This window comes from Paraburkholderia caffeinilytica (assembly GCF_051027425.1).
Taxonomy (GTDB): Bacteria; Pseudomonadota; Gammaproteobacteria; order Burkholderiales; family Burkholderiaceae; genus Paraburkholderia; species Paraburkholderia caffeinilytica_A.
On record NZ_CP186553.1, the window covers coordinates 1,615,656 to 1,635,050 of the forward strand.

A 19,395-nucleotide genomic window follows, 5' to 3' on the forward strand; every position below is an offset into this window, starting at 1 on the left:
GCACGCAAGCGGCACTGCGCCGCACAGGTTGTGTGTCGAACTGGAGCAGAGTGTCACGGACTGCCACAGTAGCTTGCCGTTCGTTTACATCCGCGCCGTGCCCGGAGATTGGCATGGAATTTGTATAGCACGCTTAGGTGGACTCGACGAACGGCGTGCCGATCTGGCGATCATGCAGCGCGGACGCCACGAGCCATGCTGAAGCGCCAGTGCGCTCCGCCGCCCTCATATCGTCGCGATGGCGGATACCGCCCGCGCCGATCACGGCGGTATGCGCGGGAGCGCTGGTACGGATGCGTTCGAATGTGGCGAGGTCGGGGCCGCCGTAGCTGCCCACCTGATCGAGCGTCATGGCGATCACCCGTCGGGGCCACCATGCGGAAGTGCGATCGAGGGCGGTAGCGGTGAGCAGTTGACCGGCGCGGTGATCGAGCGAGAGTATCGGCGAGAGCCCGGCGGTTTCGGCAGCACGCAGCGCGTCGATGTCGCGCAGCGACTCGGTGCCGAACACCGGCACGAAAGTGGCGAGATCGTGCGGAGCAGGTTGGCCATGATGGTTGCGCTTGCCGGTTTCGTCGATCAGTTCGAACAGCGAATGCATCGACGCGTAGTCGGCATAACCGGCGTCGAGCCAGATGTCAGTGCCGGGCAGGGCGGCACGTAATGCAGCGAGCGTCTCGACATGAGCGCGTTGCTGAAGGATCGCGCCGAGGTCGGCGATATAGAGAGCACGCGCGCCGCTTGCAGCTAGCAGCGCGCGGGCGATGTGAAGCGGCTCGCTGGTGGCGGCGAGCGACGAGCGGATGGGCAGATAGGCCGCCCGTTCGCCGCGCACCGCGCGCACCACGTGGCCGTCGAGCAGATCGAGAACCGGTATCACCTGCATAGGGGCGCGTTCCTTTGACCAAGATATTTGTCTACGAGTATCTCACCGGCGGCGGCATCGACCCGGCGCATGCCGGTGCGGGAAGTCTCGCCGACCTGAGCGCGCTGATCGTCGAAGGCCGGGTGATGCGTGACGCGCTGGTGAACGACCTGCGCGAACTCGACGAAGTGGACGTGAGTTTTGCGAGCTCGCGCTTCGAAACCGTCGACCCGGCGCTTGCTCATTGTAGGGCAGCGCAAGGCGAGTCGATGACGGCCTTTGTCGCGCGAGTGGCGCGTGAGCACGATTACGCGTGGATCATCGCGCCGGAATGCGACGGCTTGCTGCTGCATCTGTACGACGCGGTGGGCGCGGCGCGTTGGCTCGGTTGCGCGAAAGAAGCGATCCGCCTGACGTCGAGCAAGAGTGCGACCGCGGCGTGCCTCGCGGCGCATGGCATCGCCACCACACCCACGGTCGAACCCGGACGGGCCGAGGGGCAGCCAGGCGGCCGCTGGCCCGCCAGCCGCTGGGTCGTGAAACCGGACGATGGCGCGGGCGGTCTCGATACCTTCGTGTTCGACAACTTCGCCGACGCTTGCGCCGAATACGACGCCCGCGCGGCCGCCGCGCGCAATCCGGTGCTGCAGGCATGGATCGACGGCGAGCCGCTCAGCCTTTCTCTGATCTGCCACGGCGAGCGCGCCGAACTCATCAGCATCAACCGGCAGCAGATAAGTTTGAGCGACGGCGAGGCGCCGGGGCCGCAACCGCACATCGTCGAATTCGATGGCGTGATGGTCAACCAGATCGATCCGGCCGGTGACCAGGGCCGCATGCTCGACGCGCTCGCGCAGCAGGTGGCGAAGGCGATACCGGGTCTGCGCGGCTTTGTCGGCATCGATGTGGTGTGGCATCCGGTGCGCGGCCCGGTTGTGATCGAGGTCAATCCGCGTCTGACGGTGGCGTATGCCGGTATGTCCGCGGCGCTCGGCGGCAATCTCGCCCGCACCCTGCTTGCAGCCCATGGGGTGCGTATCGGGCGATCCGGCCCGGCGGCGCGCAGCTACGGCGCGCAGTCGGCCTGTGGAGCGCAGCCATGAGCGCCGCGCATGTCGGTCGCACGAGCCCCGCGGCGGCGGATGGCGCGGCGGTGTTCGGCTGGGATGTCGGCGGCGCGCACGTGAAGGTGTCGATGACCGACGCCGGCGGCACCGTGCTCGATGTCGCGCAATGGGCGTGTCCGCTGTGGCAGGGCCTTGAACATCTTGAGCGAACCATCGACCTCGTCTTCGAGCGCTGGCCGGCCGCGAAGACTTACGCCGCGCAGCACGCGGTGACGATGACCGGCGAGATGGTCGACCTTTTCGAGGACCGCGCACAAGGCGTGCGGGCGATCGCCGCCGCGCTGGCGCAACGGCTTGGACCACGCTTGCGTTTCTATGCGGGCGACGCGGGCTGGCTCACGCCGCAGGCATGCGCGGCCGGTTGGCGCAGCGTCGCCTCGGCGAACTGGCTCGCCACCGCGCGCTGGGTCGCGACACGCGTACCCGATGCGCTGCTGATCGACATCGGCAGCACCACCACCGACATCATTCCGATCGCGGGCGGCCATGTTGTCGCGCGTGCCGCGACCGATGCCGGGCGGCTCGTCACCGGCGAACTCGTGTATCAAGGGGTCGTGCGCACGCCGTTGTGCGGTATTGCGCAGCGTATCGAATTCGGTGGGGCAACTGTCAACGTGATGAACGAATGGTTTGCGACCACGGCGGACATTTACCGGCTCACGGGGGAACTGGCGCCGCAGTACGACCTGCATCCGAGCGCCGACCAGGGACCGAAGACGGAAAGCGCAAGCCGGACGCGGCTCGCGCGGATGATCGGCCTGGATGCCCATGAAAAGAGTCCCGCCGAATGGCGCGGATTCGCGCTGCGCTGGCGCGAGCTGCAGTTGCGTGAGATCGGTGTCAATCTGGCGCGCGTGACGGCGGCCCACCCGGACCTTGCCGCCGCGCCGCTGGTGGGAGCAGGCTGTGGACGTTTTCTCGTGGCGGCGCTGGCGCGCGAAGAGGCCCGCGGTTACATTGATTTCGGCACGCTGGCGGGTGTGCCGGCGAGCCTGTCGGAATGGGCCGCGACGTGCGCCCCGAGCGTGGCGGTGGCATTGCTGGCGGCCACTCGCTACGGAGAAGCCGGTGATGGCAGTCGCAGCGCGGCATCGCGGGCGGCTTGACGCGACGGACGCGCCGGGACGCACGTTCGCGTGTAAGGCGGAAAAACGCTAGCGCGCGTGACAGAACACACAAGCGGGTATGCAAGCGGGCACGTAAGCTGGTACATGAGCTGGTACATGAGCTGGTACATGAGCTGGTACATGAGCTGACACATGAGCTGACACATGAGCTGACACATGAGCGGGCACACAAACTGGCACGCAATTGAGCAAACGGGCAGGCAAACGCGGTTAATCGGAAACGAGGACAACGATCATGTGGGTGGTCAAGATCGGGGGTAGCCTGAGTCACGAGCCGATGCTGCGCCAGTGGCTCACCGAGCTATGCGAAGTGGGCGGCGGGCGCGTCGTCATCGTGCCCGGTGGGGGTGATTTCGCGGACAAAGTGCGGCAATACCAGAGCGAGTGGCGCTTCGACGATCTCACCGCGCACAACATGTGTCTGCTCGCCATGACGCAGTACGCGCTCCTGATGCAAGGAATGTTGCCCGAACTCGTGCTCGCCTCGAGCGAGGCGAAGATCCGCCGCGCGCTGCGCGACGGCCATGTCGCCGTGTGGATGCCGACCGCGCTGATGCGCGACACGCCAGACGCGATGAGCAACTGGGACACCACCTCCGACAGCCTCGCCGCGTGGCTCTCGACCATGCTCAACGCCGAGCGGCTGATCGTGGTGAAGTCATGCCCCATCTCGGAGAACGACCGGCTCGAGACGCTGGCCGCAACGGGCGTGCTCGACTGCCGTTTCGTCGACTATGTGAACGAAGCCAATTATGTGGTCGAGCTGTTCAACAAGGACAATGTCGCGTTGATGCGCGACCGGCTGCTGAACATGCCGGTGATCTAGCGTTGCTCCGGCATGCGCGGGAGAAGGTTGCGGGAAAAGGTTATGGCGAGGATTAAAAGCGCGCCGCACCCGAGGGTCTGGCGTCTGCCGCGATGACCGCGCCACTCATGGCGCCGGCCGGACGGTGCAGCGCGGCAGCCCATTGCGCGACGCGCTGCGGATCGAGCCGCGAGCGCCGCCCGTCGACGCATAGCGCCGTGCGAAAACCCGCCACATCCGGCGCGAGCGCGCGAATCTGCTCGAACTGCGCCCAGCCGAGCGAGCCGGCAATGCCGCTCATGGCGCCACGCTCGCGCGTGAGCCGCAGCCATTGCGCGAGCGTCTCGCTATCCACATGATCGAACAGCGTGCTGCCGTCCTTGCCGGCGGTGTCGAACATCACGCCCACAAAGCCCAGCGTGGCCGCATAGGCGACCAGTTCGCCGTCCATGCCGCCGTCGCACAGCAGCACCGGCACGACCGCGGCGGGCAGATTGGCCAATTGTTCAAGGCAGCGCCGCGCAGCTGGTCCTGGCGTCACGCCCACTTTCACATAATCGATGCCCGCGGCGCTGACTTCGATGACACGTGCGGCGATTTCGCCGAGCGCGTCCGCCGGCACGTCGCCGATCGTCGCGCTGATCGGCTTGACCGGATAACGCGCGCGAAGCCGGCGGGCGATATGCGTGATGTCGCCGATCGACAAACCGCCGAGCGCACCCGCGTTCGGCTCCTTCAGATCGATCAGTTCGGCGCCGGCCTGGGCGGCGTCGAATGCCTCTTCGTCCGAGCGGACGCTCGCGAGCAATGCGGTCATCGGTGTTCTCCGAAAAGACGGGAAAAGCTAGTGGGATACGAGTTCGGCGGCCGGGCCGCCGGAAGAGTCGAGGCTCTCGCGGTGCCGCGCGATCGCGGCGGTGAGCCACCCCCAGGCGGTGCGTTCGGCATCGCCCGCGGTTTTGTCGATAGCGATCTGCAGGTAGGCCATTTCGCGGTCCACCTTGTCGGCCGGCAGCATGAAGAGCCGGCTCACGAGAATCGCGCCTTCCACCACCGCTGCCTGGGCGCGGTTGAAACCCGTGAACGGCGCATGGTTTTCGCGGTGCACGCATTTCATGCGCAGCACCGGGCGCTCCTTGTCGTCACGCAGCTCGTCGAGTTCGAGTTCGGCGTGCGCAAGCGACCCGGCGAGCCTGACGCTCGCCACACGGCTGGCGGCGAGCGTCGGCCAATCGGTCGCGCAATGCGTCACGCAGCCGGCGAAGATACGGACGTCTGTGGTGAAGTTCAGCACCGCCGCATGCGACGCAACGATATTGTCGAGTGTTACCGACGGTCGAAAAGGCGAAAGGATGACGAAGTCGCCCTCGTAACGGGCTCCCATTGGCGCGATATGAGGACGGCCATCGCACGCTGTCGTGGTGACGATCGTTTCGTGGATCATGGGTGGGAACGCGTGTCCTGGCAGCGCCGAAAGGCCGGCCGTTCAACTGGTGATTAACGAACAATCCGCAGAAGGGCCGCGCCTCGCGGCCCGTGCGGGCTTAACGCGTAGCGATATACATCGTGATTTCAAAACCAAAACGCATATCGGTGTAGCTCGGAGTCGTCCATTGCATATGTGCTTCCTCCAGGTGTTGATACAGCATTGCGCCGTCGGCCCGGCGTGATGCCGGACTTCATTGGCGTTTCTTACCATGCAAGCTCCATGCCGGGTTCTGGATGACGAGGCATGGGCAGCATATCGGCGCGCCGCAATGCAGCGTTTGCCGAATTGCTCCGGCCCGGCGGCCGCGCGAGCGGCTCGATGTGGTCACGCCGCGCACTGTTCCGGGAATGCAGCAAAGTGTTCCATCACGGGCAGAAGATTTCTGTCCTTCTGTCACGCAGTGCTTGCAATTCCCATGCAGGCCATTCTCCGCCGATCGATCGCTCACGTGTTGAAAATTCGCTTCACGATCTGCAATCGATAATGGATCGGTTAAGTCTGCCAAATAAAATCGTGAATTCCCAATGGCTACGTCCTTGCCTACAGTGCGAACAAGCGCTTCGTTCTTCCGACAGCGCGTTTGCTCACCTTCGAGGATATGTCATGAACGATTTCAGTCAACCGGTGATCGAGTCCATACACAAGCCGCGCAATGCGGGCAATCCTCGCGAGCGGTACGCCGCCGGCGTCATGAAGTATCGCGAGATGGGCTACTGGCAACCGGATTACACGCCGAAAGATACCGACATCATTGCGCTCTTTCGCATCACGCCGCAACCCGGCGTCGATCCGGAGGAGGCGGCGGCGGCTGTGGCCGGCGAATCGTCGACGGCAACCTGGACCGTGGTGTGGACCGACCGGCTGACCGCGTGCGACATGTACCGCGCGAAGGCCTACCGCGTCGACCCGGTGCCGGCCTCGAGCGCCGATGAGCCGCAGTATTTCGCGTACATCGCCTATGAACTCGATCTGTTCGAGGAGGGGTCGGTCGCCAACCTGACCGCGTCGATTATCGGCAACGTGTTCGGCTTCAAACCGCTCAAGGCGCTGCGTCTCGAAGACATGCGCATACCTGTTGCTTATCTGAAGACCTTCCAGGGGCCGCCGACCGGAATCGTCGTCGAACGCGAACGGCTCGACAAGTACGGGCGGCCGCTGCTTGGCGCGACCGTCAAGCCGAAGCTCGGTTTGTCGGGCAAGAACTATGGCCGGGTCGTGTACGAAGGATTGCGCGGCGGCCTGGACTTTCTGAAGGACGACGAGAACATCAACTCGCAGGCTTTTATGCACTGGCGCGACCGTTTTCTTTTTTCGATGGAAGCGGTGAATCGCGCGCAAGCGGAAACGGGTGAGATCAAGGGCCACTACCTGAACGTGACGGCCGGCACGATGGAGGATATGTATGAGCGCGCCGAATTCGCGAAGGAACTGGGTTCATGCATCGTGATGATCGATCTCGTGATCGGCTGGACCGCGATTCAATCGATGGCGCGCTGGGCGCGCAGGAACGACATGATTCTGCATCTGCATCGCGCGGGGCACAGTACTTATACGCGGCAACGCAATCACGGCATTTCGTTCCGCGTGATCGCGAAGTGGCTGCGCATGGCGGGCGTCGATCACGCGCATGCGGGCACCGCGGTCGGCAAGCTCGAAGGCGATCCGCTGTCGGTGCAGGGCTATTACAACGTGTGCCGCGAGGCGCACAACGAGGTCGACCTGTCACGCGGGATTTTCTTCGATCAGCCGTGGGCCGGCTTGCGCAAGGTGATGCCGGTGGCCTCGGGCGGCATTCACGCGGGACAGATGCATCAACTGCTCGATCTGTTCGGCGACGACGCGATCCTGCAGTTCGGCGGCGGCACGATCGGTCATCCGGCCGGTATTCAGGCAGGCGCGGTAGCGAATCGCGTCGCACTCGAAGCGATGGTGAAGGCGCGCAACGAGGGCCGCGACATTATTCACGAAGGGCCGGACATTCTCGAAGCGGCAGCGCGCTGGTGCACGCCGCTCAAACAGGCGCTCGATACGTGGCGGGATGTGACCTTCAACTACGCGTCGACCGACACGCCGGATTTTGCGGCCACGCCGACCGCGGCCTGAATGGTGGGCATCCAGAGCGGGCATTTAAAGAATTTTTAAGGCAGGTCCGACAACCGCAGTGCAGCCGCACCGCGCGAGAGACTGTTGACGCCGTTCCTACCGCTGCACTCATTAACGAGGTACGTCATGCGTATTACACAGGGCACGTTTTCCTTCCTGCCGGAACTGACCGACGAGGAAATCAGCTTGCAGATCGACTACGCGCTGCGGCAAGGCTGGGCCTGTTCGGTCGAATTCACCGACGACCCACATCCGCGCAACACCTATTGGGAAATGTGGGGCTTGCCGATGTTCGATCTTCACGATGCGGCCGGCGTGCTGCAGGAAGTGAAGGCATGCCGCGCGGCGCGGCCGCAGCACTACATCAAGATCAACGCATTCGACTCGGTGCGCAGCTTCGAGACGATGCGCCTGTCGTTCATCGTCAACCGTCCGGACGAGGAACCGGGCTTCCGCCTCACGCGCCAGGACGGGCAGGGACGGACGCAGCGGTACGGGCTGTCGGGCTACGCGGGCGACCGGCCGTCAGGCGAACGATACGAACCGGCGCGCTAGAGGATGGCCCGCGATGCGAGGCTCGATGAACCGCCACACGCAGAGGAAGAGGTCATGACCGAAGCTGCCGCCATAGATGCCGTCAACGTCAACCCCAACGCGCCGTCGTTCGCCGCACGGGACACTGCCGCGTTGCAGGACAGCCGAGCGCAGGCGCCGCAGGTCGATCTCGCCGCGCTCTATCGCGACTCGGGCATCGGCGACGTGCTGGCCGAACTCGAGCGCGATCTGGTCGGGCTCGCCCCGGTGAAGACCCGCATTCGCGAGGTCGCGGCGCATCTGCTCGTCGAGCGCGCGCGCGACTCGCTCGGTCTCGCGGGCGGTGCGCCGACTCTTCATATGTGTTTCTCCGGCAATCCCGGCACCGGCAAGACCACGGTCGCGCTGCGCATGGCCGAAGTGCTGCACCGGCTTGGCTACATTCGCCGCAATCATCTGGTTTCGGTGACGCGTGACGACCTGGTCGGCCAGTACATCGGCCATACCGCGCCGAAAACGCGCGACGTGCTCAAGCGCGCGATGGGCGGCGTGCTCTTTATCGACGAAGCGTATTACCTGTATCGCCCGGAAAACGAACGTGATTACGGTCAGGAAGCGATTGAAATCCTGCTCCAGACAATGGAAAACCAGCGCGACGATCTGGTGGTGATTCTGGCCGGTTACGCGGCGCGCATGGAGGTGTTCTTCGAGAGCAATCCGGGTTTTCGTTCGCGCATCGCGCACCACATCACGTTTCCCGATTACGACGACGCGGAACTGCTCGACATCGCCGAGCGGATGCTCGCGACGATGCATTACCGCTTCGACGCCGATTCGCGGCGCGCCTTCGCGGACTATCTCGCCCGGCGCTCCCGTCAGCCGAATTTCGCCAACGCCCGCTCGGTGCGCAATGCGCTCGATCGCTCGCGCCTGCGCCAGGCCAATCGCCTCTTCGCCACGGCGATGCAAGGCGGCGCGCCGGTCGACGCCGCCGCGCTCACCCTGATTGCCGCTGCCGACGTTCGCGCAAGCCGGGTATTCGCCGAGCCGCTCGCGGCAGGCGACGCGGCGCCTGTGCCCTCTCATGCAACGCGCGCCGTGCCGGCGCCGCCAGGCTGAACGAAAACAATCCTCAGGAGATCGCCATGCAAGACGGACGTACGACTCTTTCGAAGTTTCTGATCGACACCCTCGACCGCCAGCCTTGTACTGAGGGGACGGTGCAGAATGCCGGCCTCTCGGCGTTGCTGATCGACGTAGCCGCCGCGATCAAGTCGATTTCGGCGATGCTCACCAAAGGCGCGCTTGGCGGCAACTACGGCTCCGCCCAGAGCGTCAACACGCACGGCGAGGAACAGAAGAAGCTCGATGTCGCGACCAACGAGATCTTCGTGCAGCAGTGCGAGTGGGACGGACTGCTCGCCGCGATGGCGTCCGAGGAAATGGAGACCGTCTATTCGATTCCGCCGGGCTACCCGCGCGGCGACTATCTGCTTGCCTTCGATCCGCTCGACGGCTCGTCGAATATCGACATCAACGGTGTGGTGGGGTCGATCTTTTCCGTGCTGCGCAATGGCGACGGCAAGCCCGGCGATCCGCACGGGTCGGTCGGCGAGTCCGCATTTCTGCGGCCGGGCTGCGAGCAGGTCGCGGCGGGCTACGCCGTCTACGGTCCGTCGACGATGCTCGTGCTCTCGGTCGGCAACGGCACGCATGGTTTCACGCTGGAACGCGACATCGGCAATTTCGTGCTCACGCATTCGAATATCCGCATTCCCGAAGACACCGTCGAGTTCGCGATCAACGCGTCGAACGAACGCTTCTGGGAGCCACCGGTGCGCCGCTACGTGCAGGAATGCAAGGACGGGCGCAGCGGCTGCCGTTCGAGTGACTTCAATATGCGCTGGATCGCTTCGATGGTCGCCGAGGTGCATCGCATCCTGATGCGCGGCGGCGTGTTCATGTACCCACGCGACTCGAAGACGCCGGCCATGGAAGGACGCTTGCGGCTTTTGTACGAAGCTAACCCGATGAGCTTTCTCGTCGAACAGGCGGGCGGCCTCTCGATCACCGGGCGCGAACGCATTCTCGACGTCATGCCGCGCGCGCTGCATGGACGCGTGCCGGTGATCCTCGGCTCGAAGAACGAGGTGGAACGCATTGGCCGCTATCACGGCGAATACGACCGCGGCGAGGATCAGCCCTTCACGTCGCCGCTCTTTAGCCGGCGCTCGCTGTTCCTGCCGGGTTTCACGGCTTAGCCGCCTGAACACCCAGGTTCGCGAACTGCGGTCCGATCAGAACACCCCTATCCGGAGACAAGCGCATGTCAGTCAAACACCCGATCATCGCAGTGACCGGTTCGAGCGGCGCCGGCACGACGACTGTGATGAAGAGCTTCACCCATATTTTCCGGCGCGAAAAAATCAATGCGCAGATCGTCGAAGGCGACGCTTTTCATCGCTACGACCGCAACGGCATGCGCGAAGCCATGAAGCAGCACGAGCAGGATGGCGCACCGAACTTCAGCCATTTCGGACCGGAAGCGAATCTGCTCGAGGAACTCGAAACGCTGTTTGCCAGTTATGGCGAGAACGGCACCGGGAAGTTGCGCCACTACGTTCATGACGAGCCTGAAGCGCGGCTCTACAAGCAGGATGCCGGGACCTTCACGCCGTGGGAGGACGTCACGACCGAAACCGACCTGATGTTCTATGAAGGCCTGCACGGCGCGGCGGTGACCGACAGCATCGACATCGCGCGGCACGCGGATCTGCTGATCGGCGTCGTGCCGATCATCAATCTCGAATGGATTCAGAAGCTGCACCGCGACCAGACCATGCGCGGCTACTCGCACGAGGCGGTGGTCGATACGATCCTGCGGCGCATGCCTGACTACGTGAACTACATCTGTCCACAGTTCTCGCGCACGCATGTGAACTTCCAGCGCGTGCCGACCGTGGATACGTCGAATCCGTTCATCGCCCGCGAGATTCCACAGCCGGACGAGAGCTTCGTCGTGATCCGTTTCGCGCGCCCGAAAGGGATCGACTTCCAGTATCTGCTGACGATGCTGCACGACTCGTTCATGTCGCGCCCGAATGTGATCGTCGTGCCGGGCGGCAAGATGGGTCTCGCGATGCAGCTGATTTTCACGCCGATGATTCTTCAACTGGTCGACCGGCGGGCGCGGGCCTGAGGCGCCGCGCAACACGGTTTGTTTATTTCGCGTAAGGAGAGGTTCGATGAGTGCCGTCGCAGAATCCGTCGCAACACCCGCGACCCGGCTGATGGCCGACGCGCTGCGCATGCTCGCGATCGATGCGGTCGAAGCGGCCAAATCGGGTCATCCGGGCATGCCGCTCGGCATGGCCGAAATCGCGGTCGCGCTGTGGGACCGCCATCTGAAACACAATCCGCGCAATCCTGCGTGGCCCGACCGCGACCGCTTCGTGCTGTCGAACGGACACGGCTCGATGCTATTGTACGGGCTGCTGCATCTCACCGGCTACGATCTGCCGATCGACGAACTGAAGCGCTTCCGGCAATTGCATAGCAAGACGCCGGGACATCCCGAGGTGGGCGTGACACCCGGTGTTGAGACAACTACGGGGCCGCTCGGACAGGGGCTGGCCAATGCGGTCGGCATGGCGCTCGCCGAGGCCTTGCTTGCGCGTGAATTCAACCGGCCCGGCCATCCGGTGGTGGATCACCGCACGTATGTGTTTGCCGGCGACGGCTGCCTGATGGAAGGCATCTCGCACGAAGCGGCGTCGCTCGCCGGCACGCTGAAGCTCGACAAGCTCACGGTGCTGTACGACGACAACGGCATCTCGATCGACGGCCACGTTGCGCCGTGGTTTAGCGACGACACGCCGGCGCGGTTTGCCGCCTACGGCTGGCACGTCGTACGCGACGTGGACGGCCATGACGCCGACGCGGTCGATCAGGCTTTGCGTGCTGCGCGCGCCGCGGGCCGGCCGACGCTGATCTGCTGCCGGACGGTGATCGGCAAAGGGTCGCCTTCGAAAGCGGGTACGCACGATGTGCACGGCGCGCCGCTCGGCGCGGACGAGGTGGCAAACACGCGCCGCGCGCTCGGTTGGCCGCATCCGCCGTTCGCGATACCGGCCGAAGTCCGCGCGCTCTGGGATGCAGGCGAGCGCGGCGCGGTCGCCGAAGCGGACTGGACAAGCCGCTTCGAAGCCTATCGCAAGCACTATCCGCATGAAGCTGCCGAGTTCGAGCGCAGGACGCAAGGCACGCTACCCGCGCAATGGCGCGATGCGGTCCGCGCGCTGGTGCGCGACGCGGACTGCGCGGCCGAATCGATTGCGACACGCAAGGCCTCGCAGCAGGCGATCGCCGTACTGGCGCGTTCGTTGCCGGAGCTGCTGGGCGGTTCGGCGGACCTGACCGGCTCCAACCTCACCAACTGGAAAGCCGCGGTCGACGTTCATGCCGACGACGGCGGTCTGCAAGGCGGCAACTATCTGCACTACGGCGTGCGTGAGTTCGGCATGAGCGCGGTGATGAACGGCATCGCGCTGCATCGTGGGCATATTCCGTTCGGCGGTACCTTCCTCACGTTCTCCGATTACTCGCGCAACGCCTTGCGTATGGCTGCGTTGATGAAGACCCGTTCGATCTTCGTGTTTACGCACGATTCGATCGGCCTCGGCGAAGACGGGCCGACGCATCAGTCGGTGGAACACGCGGCGTGCCTGAGGCTCATTCCCGGCCTCGACGTCTGGCGTCCATGCGACACGGTCGAGACCGCGCAGGCGTGGGCGAGCGCGGTTGAACGCAACGGGCCGTCGTGTCTGCTGCTGAGCCGCCAGAATCTGCCGTTCGCCGCGCGCAGCGGCGAGCAGATCGACGCGATCGGGCGGGGTGGTTATGTCTTGCGCGACTGGCCGGATGCCCCGGCGCAGACGCGCGTCGTGCTGATCGCTAGCGGTTCGGAAGTCTCGCTGGCGCTCGATGCCGTCGCGCCGCTGGCGGAAGCCGGCATTGCCGCGCGAGTCGTGTCGATGCCGTCAACCAGTGTGTTCGACCGGCAGCCGGGCGCATGGCGCGATGCGGTTCTGCCGCCGGGCGTGCCGCGCGTCGCGGTCGAGGCGGGTGTGCGCGCGTTCTGGCGGCAATACGTGGGCCTCGAAGGTGGCGTGGTGGGCGTCGATACCTTCGGCGAATCCGCCCCCGCCGCCGCGCTGTTCGAGCATTTCAACCTGACGGCGCGGGCCGTGGTGGACGAAGCCCGCCGCGTCGCGCAACTCGCGCCTTAAATACGCACAGGCAGCACGCACAAGCGACACGAACAAGTGGCACGAACAGCATGCCCACGACCTGATCCGATTCGACTTCGAGGAGTTTGCGATGGCCTTCATAGCACTGCGGCAACTATTGGACCACGCGGCCGAGCACGGCTACGGCGTGCCCGCGTTCAACGTCAACAACATGGAGCAGATCCACGCGATCATGCAGGCCGCCGAGGCGACCGCGAGCCCGGTGATCCTGCAGGCGTCGGCGGGTGCTCGCAAGTATGCGGGCGAGCCGTACCTGCGCCATCTTGTGCTTGCCGCGCTCGAGGCGCATCCGGATATCCCGCTTGTGCTGCACCAGGATCACGGTGCGAGCCCGGCGGTGTGTCAGCAGGCGATCCGTTCGGGCTTCACGTCGGTGATGATGGACGGCTCTTTACTGCCGGACCAGAAAACGCCCGCCGCGTACGAGTACAACGTCGACGTGAGCCGCCGGGTCGTCGAGGCGGCGCACGCGGTGGGCGTTTCCGTCGAAGGCGAACTGGGTTGTCTCGGTTCGCTCGAAACCGGCACGGCGGGCGAAGAGGACGGTGTCGGCGCACAAGGCCAGCTTTCGCGCGACGATCTGCTCACCGATCCGCGCGAGGCCCAGATTTTCGTGGAGGCGACCGGCGTCGACGCGTTGGCGATCGCGATCGGCACCTCGCATGGCGCATACAAATTCAGCCGCCAACCGACCGGTGACATTCTGGCCATCGACCGGATCGTCGAGATTCACGAGCGGATTCCGAATACGCACCTCGTGATGCATGGTTCGTCGTCGGTGCCGCAGGAGTGGCTTGCGGTGATCCGCGAATATGGCGGCGAGATTCCGACGACGTACGGGGTGCCCGTCGAGGAAATCCAGCGTGGCATTGCGCACGGTGTACGCAAGGTCAATATCGACACCGATATCCGGCTCGCGATGAGCGGCGCGATGCGCAAGTCGATGGCGAATGCGCGCTCCGAGTTCGATCCGCGCGCCGCGTTGAAGGCGGCGACGGCGGCCGCGCGAGCCGTCTGCGTCGAACGTTTCGAGGCGTTCGGCTGTGCGGGCCAGGCGTCGCGCATCAAGCCGTTGCCGTTGGAGGCGATGGCGCGTCGTTACCACTGATCCACCGACCGGTTTCAAGGAGACGGCCATGCGCGATTTCCTGATTGCTCCGTCGCTGCTGTCGGCGGATTTCGCCCGCCTTGCCGACGAGATTCGCGACGTCGTGGCAGCCGGCGCGGACTGGATTCATCTGGACGTGATGGACAACCACTACGTCCCGAACCTCACGGTCGGGCCGCTTGTGTGCTCGGCGATCCGGCCGCACACGTCCGTACCGATCGACGTGCATCTGATGACGATGCCCGTCGATTCGCTCGTGGCCGGCTTTGCCGAAGCCGGTGCGAATACCATCAGTTTTCATCCGGAAGCGTCGCTCCATGTGCACCGAACCATCGAACTCATCAAGGCGAGCGGTGCGCGCGCGGGACTGGCGCTCAATCCGGCCACGCCGCTCGCGGTGCTCGATCATGTGATCGAGCGGCTCGACGTGGTGCTCGTGATGTCGGTGAATCCGGGTTTTGGCGGCCAGGCGTTCATTCCGGAAACGCTGGATAAACTGCGGACCTTGCGCGAGCGGGTCGACGCGACCATGCAGCGGACGGGACGGCAGTTGCTGATCGAAGTGGACGGCGGCGTGAAGGGGGCGAACATCGCGCAGATCGCAGCGGCGGGCGCGGATGTGTTCGTGGCCGGTTCGGCGGTGTTCGGCGCCGGCGACTACGCGCAGGCCATCGGCGGGATGCGCGCCGCGCTCGAGCAGGTGAACGAAGACAACGAAGGCGCCGGCGCGTTGGCGGTGGCGCGATGAAGGGCCGTGCGGGTTTCGGCCCTTAGCGCTTCTTCATTGTCTCGCCGGGTGCCTGCCACGCCATGAGATCCTGTTCGGGCCGATCGGCCGCGCAGCCCCAGTCGAGCGGCTGGTCCTGATCGAACCGCTTGCCGAGCCGCCATGCGATCTCCGCGCGGGCGAGCTGGACGCCCATATAGAATGCGTGGCCGCCGTCGGCTTCGACATGCAGGTCCGGGTAGAGCGCGAATGGGTCGCCGGCCTGGCGATGGCCATCGCGGTTATAAACATGAATACCGTCGGTGCTGACCTGGACGCGAAAGTTTGGATCACGCACGTCGCGGGCAACTTCGTCGATTTCGGCCGCGGTGTACGGAAACGGGCGTTTGGCGTGAACCGTCGCGAGGTCGCTGTTAATGCCCTTGGGCAGCACCTGCGCTTCGCGAGCGGCGTGCATCACCCTGCGCGCGACATCGGCCTCGCGGATCGCGCGCCGTGCGTGCAGACTGACTGAGGTGGTGAGCACGGCGCTCACATGAAGCTCCGCTGCCATACCGAGCAGCACGGCGTTGATGCCGCTGGTGTCGGCTTCAGTCAACTCGGTCACATTGCCGATACCCATCATGATGGCGATGTCCGGATAGCGTTCGCGCAGCCGGACATAACGCGCAATCGACGTGGCGAGACCGAACGGAATCGGGTCGAGAATCGGGTCGGCGAGAAACGCGCGGCCGCGTGCGGCGAGCAGATCGATCGCGGCATCGAGCGAGGCCGGATCACCCGGTTCGCGCGCGACGAGGATCGGCGTGGACGGCACCTCGTCGGCGATCCATAGCGTATCGAGATTCAGGCTCATCAGGTAGTCCGCGCCTGCCCGGCCGCCGCGCAGCAGTTCCTCGCCGAGCATCGAATCGACGCTCACACGGTACCCTTCGGCCTTCAGCCGGCGCACCGCGTCTTCGAGATGAGGAAACGGCGTTTCCGGCAGGCAACCGATGTCGATCACATCCGCGCCCTGCGCGGCATAGTCGCGCGCGCGCGCGGCGATGCCGTCCAGATCGAGCCGCGGCGCATCGACGATCTCCGCGAAAATCTCGGTCTCGTAACGCGTCAGATCGAAGGGCTGCGCCTCGCGGCCGAAGAATTGCGGCAGATCCTTGACCTCTTCGGGACCGCGCTCGAACGGCACGCCGTAATGCCCGGTCAGCGCGGCGAGGTCGCCACGGCAGCGCCCGGGCACGATGACCCGTTGCGCCACGAGCGGGGTGGGCACTCTGCGGCGGATCATGTCGGCCGTCATCAGCGCGGCGACCTGCAGGCCGATTTCGCGAATCTCCCAACTGAACGGCGTCGGCGTCATGCTCTCGAGCACGCGGATCAGGCTCTTTTCGGCGAGCCGGCCAGTCAGGAAGACGATGTGGTCCATGTCAGTACGCGCCGGGCCGCCCCGGGCGGACTGACTCCCCCGCGGGGGGCGGCGATCGTAGCGCGCGCGGGGAGTGGTTCATGCAAGATCGAGCGTCGACAGGCGTTCATCGAGCGCCGCTTTCAGTTCATCCAGCGAGCGGACGACCGTGGTGTATTCGAAGCGCGACAGGCGCTCGACGTTGTCGAGTTCGATTGCCCGCGGCCGCAGTTCGACCCATTCGTTCGGGCTCTGCGTGACCACGGTCGGTTCCGTGTCGCATGCAAAGACAATGCCTGGAATGCATTGCTTGCCTGCCTGCGCGTACATATTCGTCGGCAGCGTATCGGAGATGCCGAACGCGCATTTGGCCACGGTGTTGCTGGTGGCCGGTGCGATCACAACGGTGTGGTACATGCCGTGATAGAGCATGCCGACCGGCACGCCGCTCGCGCTATTGTCGCGAAACACGCGGAAGTGTTTGCGCAGCCTCGGCAGCGGCCAGTTATAGAGCGGCAGGACTTCCGCCGCCGCCGCGGAAAGGAAGAGATCGGCGTACGGCAATTCAAGTGCGAGCGCGATCGACTCCTCGATCAAATGGCCGGAGCCGGTCACGCACCACGCGAAGCGCGCATCAGGCTTGAAGTCGGTGAGATTGCGAGTGGGTGCCTGGGTCATGCATTGATCACGGGCGGCGATTCTTCAGGGGGTGAATCGTCGGGCGGCATTCCGTCGGGCGGTGCGCCGTCGAGCGTCGAGCCGTCGTGCGACAGACGGATATGCAACCGCCGCATTTTCCGGTACAGCGTGTTGCGGCTGATGCCGAGCGCCTTGGCGACATTGCTGACGTTCCAGCGGTGCTCGTCCAGCAGCGTAAGGACGGTCTCGCGTTCGTTCAGCTGGATCGCATTGAGCGCGGAAAGATCCGCATCGTCGGCAGGGTGCGGGTCGAGATTCGCCGCCGCGTGTGAAGTGGCCGGCAGTCCGGTGGCTGGAGATCCGGCGGCCGGCGCTCCGGTTTCCGGCATACGTTGCGTGATTTCGACGGGCAGGTCCTCGCAGCGGATCGGCTGTCCGTCGCACAGTGCGATGGCCATCTGCAAGACGTGCCGCAACTGGCGGATATTGCCGGGCCATGCATAGGTCAGCAAGGCGTGCTCGGCTTCCGGGGTCAACTCAGGCGGATCGTTGTCGGTTTCGTTTTCGAGCAGATGATGAATCAGCGCGAGCTTGTCGACCCGCTCGCTGAGCGGCGGCAGGTTCAGCTCGACGCCCTTGAGCCGGTAGTACAGATCCTCGCGGAACTGCCCGCTGTGCACGAGTTCGAGCAGGTTGCGGTGACTTGCGCTAATCAGCTGAAAATTGACCTTGACGGTTGTTTCGGCGCCGAGCGGCGTGACCTCGTGTTCTTCGATCACCCGCAGGAGCCGCGCCTGCAACGCGAGCGGCATGTCGCCGATCTCATCGAGAAAGAGCGTGCCGCCGTTGGCCTGCACGATCTTGCCGCGCCGTCCTTCGCGCTGCGCGCCGGTAAACGCGCCGGCACGATAGCCGAACAGTTCGCTTTCGATCAGGTTTTCAGGCAGCGACGCGCAATTCACCGGCACGAACGGGCCGGACGAATGCGGGCTGATGCTATGCAGCGCCTGCGCGAAGACTTCCTTGCCGGTACCCGTTTGCCCTCTGAGTATGATCGGGATCTTGCGCTGAACCACGCGCGCCGCGAGCTGGATTTGCGAGGCCATGCGCGGGTCACCGAACTCGAGGTGCGCGATCTCGTCGAGCCGGGCCGCCGGCAGCCGTTTTTCAGGGGCGCGGGCCGCGGGCGCTGTCACCGCTACCCGCGTGCCGCGCCCCGCGCTGTTTTGCGGCGTCTGTGCGACGAGAAAGAAGCGGTTGGTCGCGTTCGCGCTATACACGGTGACGGGATGGAACGACCCGCGGATGCTGCGCGCGATCATGTCCTCGAGCGATGCATTGAACGCTTCCTCGATGCGCCGGCCACGCAATTCGCCGAGGGTGCGGAAGCCGAGCTGGAAGAGGGCGCTGCGGTTCGCCGCGAGCACCGTGCTGTCGTCCGCCACCGCCAGTTTGCCGCCGTGCAGCGTACCGACGAATTCCGGGCGGCTGTGGAAATGGATCATGTTCGCGTGCCGGTAACGCGCATCCAGCAGACGGTTCTCGATCATCTGCCGCGACATGCCGACCAGCACCAGCGAATGCTGCTGCAGCAGCTTCGAACGGCTCGTCACGTCCAGCACGCCGGCAATCTCGCCGCGGTCATCGAAAATCGGCGCGGCGGAGCAGGTGAGCGAGGTATAGCGCGGATAGAAATGCTCGTGCTGACAGACCGCGATGCAGTCGCGTTCGGCCAGACAGGTGCCCATGCCGTTCGTACCGGCTTCGCGCTCGCTCCACAAGGCGCCGACGCGAAAGCCGTCGGCGGCGACCGCTTCGGCGAAAGGCACCGACGAAACCTGGTGGACGATCATGCCACCCGCATCGACCAGCACCACCGCGAGTTCGGGATCGGCCAGTTGCTGATAAAGCGTGGTCATTTCGAGCTTCGAACACGCGATCAGATCGCCCATCGCCTCGCGGCGCGAGCTTAGTTCGTAGTCCGTCAGGATAGGGGGTACGACAAAACGGGAAGGGTCGAGCTGGAATTCGTTCATGCAGCGCGCCCACGATTGCGCGACGGGCTCGCTCGTTGGACGCGTGGCCAATTGATGATTGACGACGTTCAGAACTTCACGGACGTGCATGGTGCTGTCAGCAAGCAACGACATGGGGTGT

18 protein-coding genes are annotated in these 19,395 nt (G+C 64.8%); 11 read left to right on the forward strand and 7 right to left on the reverse strand.

All coding sequences use genetic code 11. The features are described from left to right. Positions 1-133 precede the first annotated feature (133 nt). Positions 134-886, reverse strand: coding sequence for a HisA/HisF-related TIM barrel protein (locus tag ACOSV0_RS27685; RefSeq protein WP_434115522.1), 753 nt, complete (start codon positions 884-886; stop codon positions 134-136). Between the two features lie 14 nt (positions 887-900). Here ACOSV0_RS27685 and ACOSV0_RS27690 point away from each other — a divergent pair, with 14 nt between their 5' ends. The 3 genes from ACOSV0_RS27690 (at position 901) to ACOSV0_RS27700 (ending at position 3,945) form a co-directional block, all read left to right on the forward strand. Further along, complete coding sequence (locus ACOSV0_RS27690; RefSeq protein ID WP_434115524.1) at positions 901-1,968, forward strand: ATP-grasp domain-containing protein; 1,068 nt, start codon at positions 901-903, stop codon at positions 1,966-1,968. Beyond that, positions 1,965-3,098, forward strand: coding sequence for a hydantoinase/oxoprolinase family protein (locus tag ACOSV0_RS27695; protein ID WP_434115526.1), 1,134 nt, complete (start codon positions 1,965-1,967; stop codon positions 3,096-3,098). The genes ACOSV0_RS27690 and ACOSV0_RS27695 overlap by 4 nt, the downstream gene beginning before the upstream one ends. A gap of 256 nt (positions 3,099-3,354) precedes the next feature. Continuing rightward, on the forward strand, positions 3,355-3,945 hold the full coding sequence (locus tag ACOSV0_RS27700; protein WP_434115528.1) for an aspartate kinase: 591 nt from the start codon (positions 3,355-3,357) through the stop codon (positions 3,943-3,945). Between the two features lie 52 nt (positions 3,946-3,997). Here the strand turns inward: ACOSV0_RS27700 and ACOSV0_RS27705 are convergent, their stop codons facing one another. The 3 genes from ACOSV0_RS27705 to pqqA all read right to left on the reverse strand — a co-directional run bounded on the left by ACOSV0_RS27705 (position 3,998) and on the right by pqqA (position 5,543). Continuing rightward, a complete protein-coding gene (locus tag ACOSV0_RS27705) occupies positions 3,998-4,741 on the reverse strand; it encodes a (5-formylfuran-3-yl)methyl phosphate synthase (protein WP_434115530.1) in 744 nt (247 codons plus the stop codon). Positions 4,742-4,768: 27 nt separating this feature from the next. Next, complete coding sequence (locus ACOSV0_RS27710; RefSeq protein WP_434115532.1) at positions 4,769-5,368, reverse strand: DUF447 domain-containing protein; 600 nt, start codon at positions 5,366-5,368, stop codon at positions 4,769-4,771. A 100-nt stretch (positions 5,369-5,468) separates the two neighbouring features. Continuing rightward, on the reverse strand, positions 5,469-5,543 hold the full coding sequence (gene pqqA / locus ACOSV0_RS27715) for a pyrroloquinoline quinone precursor peptide PqqA (RefSeq protein ID WP_013342881.1): 75 nt from the start codon (positions 5,541-5,543) through the stop codon (positions 5,469-5,471). Positions 5,544-6,016: 473 nt separating this feature from the next. Here pqqA and ACOSV0_RS27720 point away from each other — a divergent pair, with 473 nt between their 5' ends. The 8 genes from ACOSV0_RS27720 to rpe all read left to right on the forward strand — a co-directional run bounded on the left by ACOSV0_RS27720 (position 6,017) and on the right by rpe (position 15,215). After that, the gene (locus tag ACOSV0_RS27720; protein ID WP_434115534.1) at positions 6,017-7,516 is read left to right on the forward strand and encodes a form I ribulose bisphosphate carboxylase large subunit; all 1,500 of its coding nucleotides are present in this window, start codon (positions 6,017-6,019) and stop codon (positions 7,514-7,516) included. A gap of 126 nt (positions 7,517-7,642) precedes the next feature. Beyond that, positions 7,643-8,071 carry a ribulose bisphosphate carboxylase small subunit gene (locus tag ACOSV0_RS27725; RefSeq protein ID WP_434115535.1) on the forward strand — a complete coding sequence of 143 codons (429 nt, stop codon included), beginning with the start codon at positions 7,643-7,645 and terminating at the stop codon, positions 8,069-8,071. 54 nt (positions 8,072-8,125) lie between these two features. Then, entirely contained in the window at positions 8,126-9,169 is a 1,044-nt protein-coding gene (cbbX, locus tag ACOSV0_RS27730; protein ID WP_434115537.1) for a CbbX protein, read from the forward strand. A gap of 26 nt (positions 9,170-9,195) precedes the next feature. Further along, the gene (locus ACOSV0_RS27735; RefSeq protein WP_434115539.1) at positions 9,196-10,311 is read left to right on the forward strand and encodes a class 1 fructose-bisphosphatase; all 1,116 of its coding nucleotides are present in this window, start codon (positions 9,196-9,198) and stop codon (positions 10,309-10,311) included. Positions 10,312-10,376: 65 nt separating this feature from the next. After that, complete coding sequence (locus tag ACOSV0_RS27740; protein WP_434115541.1) at positions 10,377-11,249, forward strand: phosphoribulokinase; 873 nt, start codon at positions 10,377-10,379, stop codon at positions 11,247-11,249. A gap of 46 nt (positions 11,250-11,295) precedes the next feature. Further along, positions 11,296-13,338: a transketolase gene (tkt, locus tag ACOSV0_RS27745; protein ID WP_434115543.1), complete on the forward strand. Its 2,043-nt coding sequence runs from the start codon at positions 11,296-11,298 to the stop codon at positions 13,336-13,338. A gap of 91 nt (positions 13,339-13,429) precedes the next feature. After that, positions 13,430-14,467 (forward strand): class II fructose-bisphosphate aldolase, encoded by a 1,038-nt coding sequence (fba, locus tag ACOSV0_RS27750; protein ID WP_434115544.1) that lies wholly within the window; start codon positions 13,430-13,432, stop codon positions 14,465-14,467. A gap of 28 nt (positions 14,468-14,495) precedes the next feature. After that, positions 14,496-15,215, forward strand: a complete 720-nt coding sequence (gene rpe, locus ACOSV0_RS27755; protein ID WP_434115546.1) for a ribulose-phosphate 3-epimerase — start codon at positions 14,496-14,498, stop codon at positions 15,213-15,215. 22 nt (positions 15,216-15,237) lie between these two features. Here rpe and ACOSV0_RS27760 read toward each other — a convergent pair whose 3' ends face one another. From ACOSV0_RS27760 to ACOSV0_RS27770, 3 genes are all read right to left on the reverse strand, one after another. Beyond that, positions 15,238-16,620, reverse strand: a complete 1,383-nt coding sequence (locus ACOSV0_RS27760; RefSeq protein WP_434115548.1) for a DUF6513 domain-containing protein — start codon at positions 16,618-16,620, stop codon at positions 15,238-15,240. 78 nt (positions 16,621-16,698) lie between these two features. Continuing rightward, positions 16,699-17,277, reverse strand: a complete 579-nt coding sequence (locus ACOSV0_RS27765; protein ID WP_434115550.1) for a flavoprotein — start codon at positions 17,275-17,277, stop codon at positions 16,699-16,701. After that, positions 17,274-19,388 (reverse strand): sigma-54-dependent Fis family transcriptional regulator, encoded by a 2,115-nt coding sequence (locus tag ACOSV0_RS27770; protein WP_434115551.1) that lies wholly within the window; start codon positions 19,386-19,388, stop codon positions 17,274-17,276. The genes ACOSV0_RS27765 and ACOSV0_RS27770 overlap by 4 nt, the downstream gene beginning before the upstream one ends. Between the last annotated feature and the right edge of the window lie 7 nt (positions 19,389-19,395).

Bases quoted from the DNA above. Each gene is read 5' to 3' on its own strand.
- ACOSV0_RS27710 (WP_434115532.1), bottom strand. From the start codon at position 5,368: ATGATCCACGAAACGATCGTCACCACGACAGCGTGCGATGGCCGTCCT.
- fba (WP_434115544.1), top strand. From the start codon at position 13,430: ATGGCCTTCATAGCACTGCGGCAACTATTGGACCACGCGGCCGAGCAC.
- ACOSV0_RS27725 (WP_434115535.1), top strand. From the start codon at position 7,643: ATGCGTATTACACAGGGCACGTTTTCCTTCCTGCCGGAACTGACCGAC.
- ACOSV0_RS27720 (WP_434115534.1), top strand. From the start codon at position 6,017: ATGAACGATTTCAGTCAACCGGTGATCGAGTCCATACACAAGCCGCGC.
- ACOSV0_RS27700 (WP_434115528.1), top strand. From the start codon at position 3,355: ATGTGGGTGGTCAAGATCGGGGGTAGCCTGAGTCACGAGCCGATGCTG.
- ACOSV0_RS27760 (WP_434115548.1), bottom strand. From the start codon at position 16,620: ATGGACCACATCGTCTTCCTGACTGGCCGGCTCGCCGAAAAGAGCCTG.
- ACOSV0_RS27770 (WP_434115551.1), bottom strand. From the start codon at position 19,388: ATGTCGTTGCTTGCTGACAGCACCATGCACGTCCGTGAAGTTCTGAAC.
- ACOSV0_RS27735 (WP_434115539.1), top strand. From the start codon at position 9,196: ATGCAAGACGGACGTACGACTCTTTCGAAGTTTCTGATCGACACCCTC.
- ACOSV0_RS27765 (WP_434115550.1), bottom strand. From the start codon at position 17,277: ATGACCCAGGCACCCACTCGCAATCTCACCGACTTCAAGCCTGATGCG.
- cbbX (WP_434115537.1), top strand. From the start codon at position 8,126: ATGACCGAAGCTGCCGCCATAGATGCCGTCAACGTCAACCCCAACGCG.
- ACOSV0_RS27695 (WP_434115526.1), top strand. From the start codon at position 1,965: ATGAGCGCCGCGCATGTCGGTCGCACGAGCCCCGCGGCGGCGGATGGC.
- ACOSV0_RS27740 (WP_434115541.1), top strand. From the start codon at position 10,377: ATGTCAGTCAAACACCCGATCATCGCAGTGACCGGTTCGAGCGGCGCC.
- ACOSV0_RS27685 (WP_434115522.1), bottom strand. From the start codon at position 886: ATGCAGGTGATACCGGTTCTCGATCTGCTCGACGGCCACGTGGTGCGC.
- rpe (WP_434115546.1), top strand. From the start codon at position 14,496: ATGCGCGATTTCCTGATTGCTCCGTCGCTGCTGTCGGCGGATTTCGCC.
- ACOSV0_RS27705 (WP_434115530.1), bottom strand. From the start codon at position 4,741: ATGACCGCATTGCTCGCGAGCGTCCGCTCGGACGAAGAGGCATTCGAC.
- tkt (WP_434115543.1), top strand. From the start codon at position 11,296: ATGAGTGCCGTCGCAGAATCCGTCGCAACACCCGCGACCCGGCTGATG.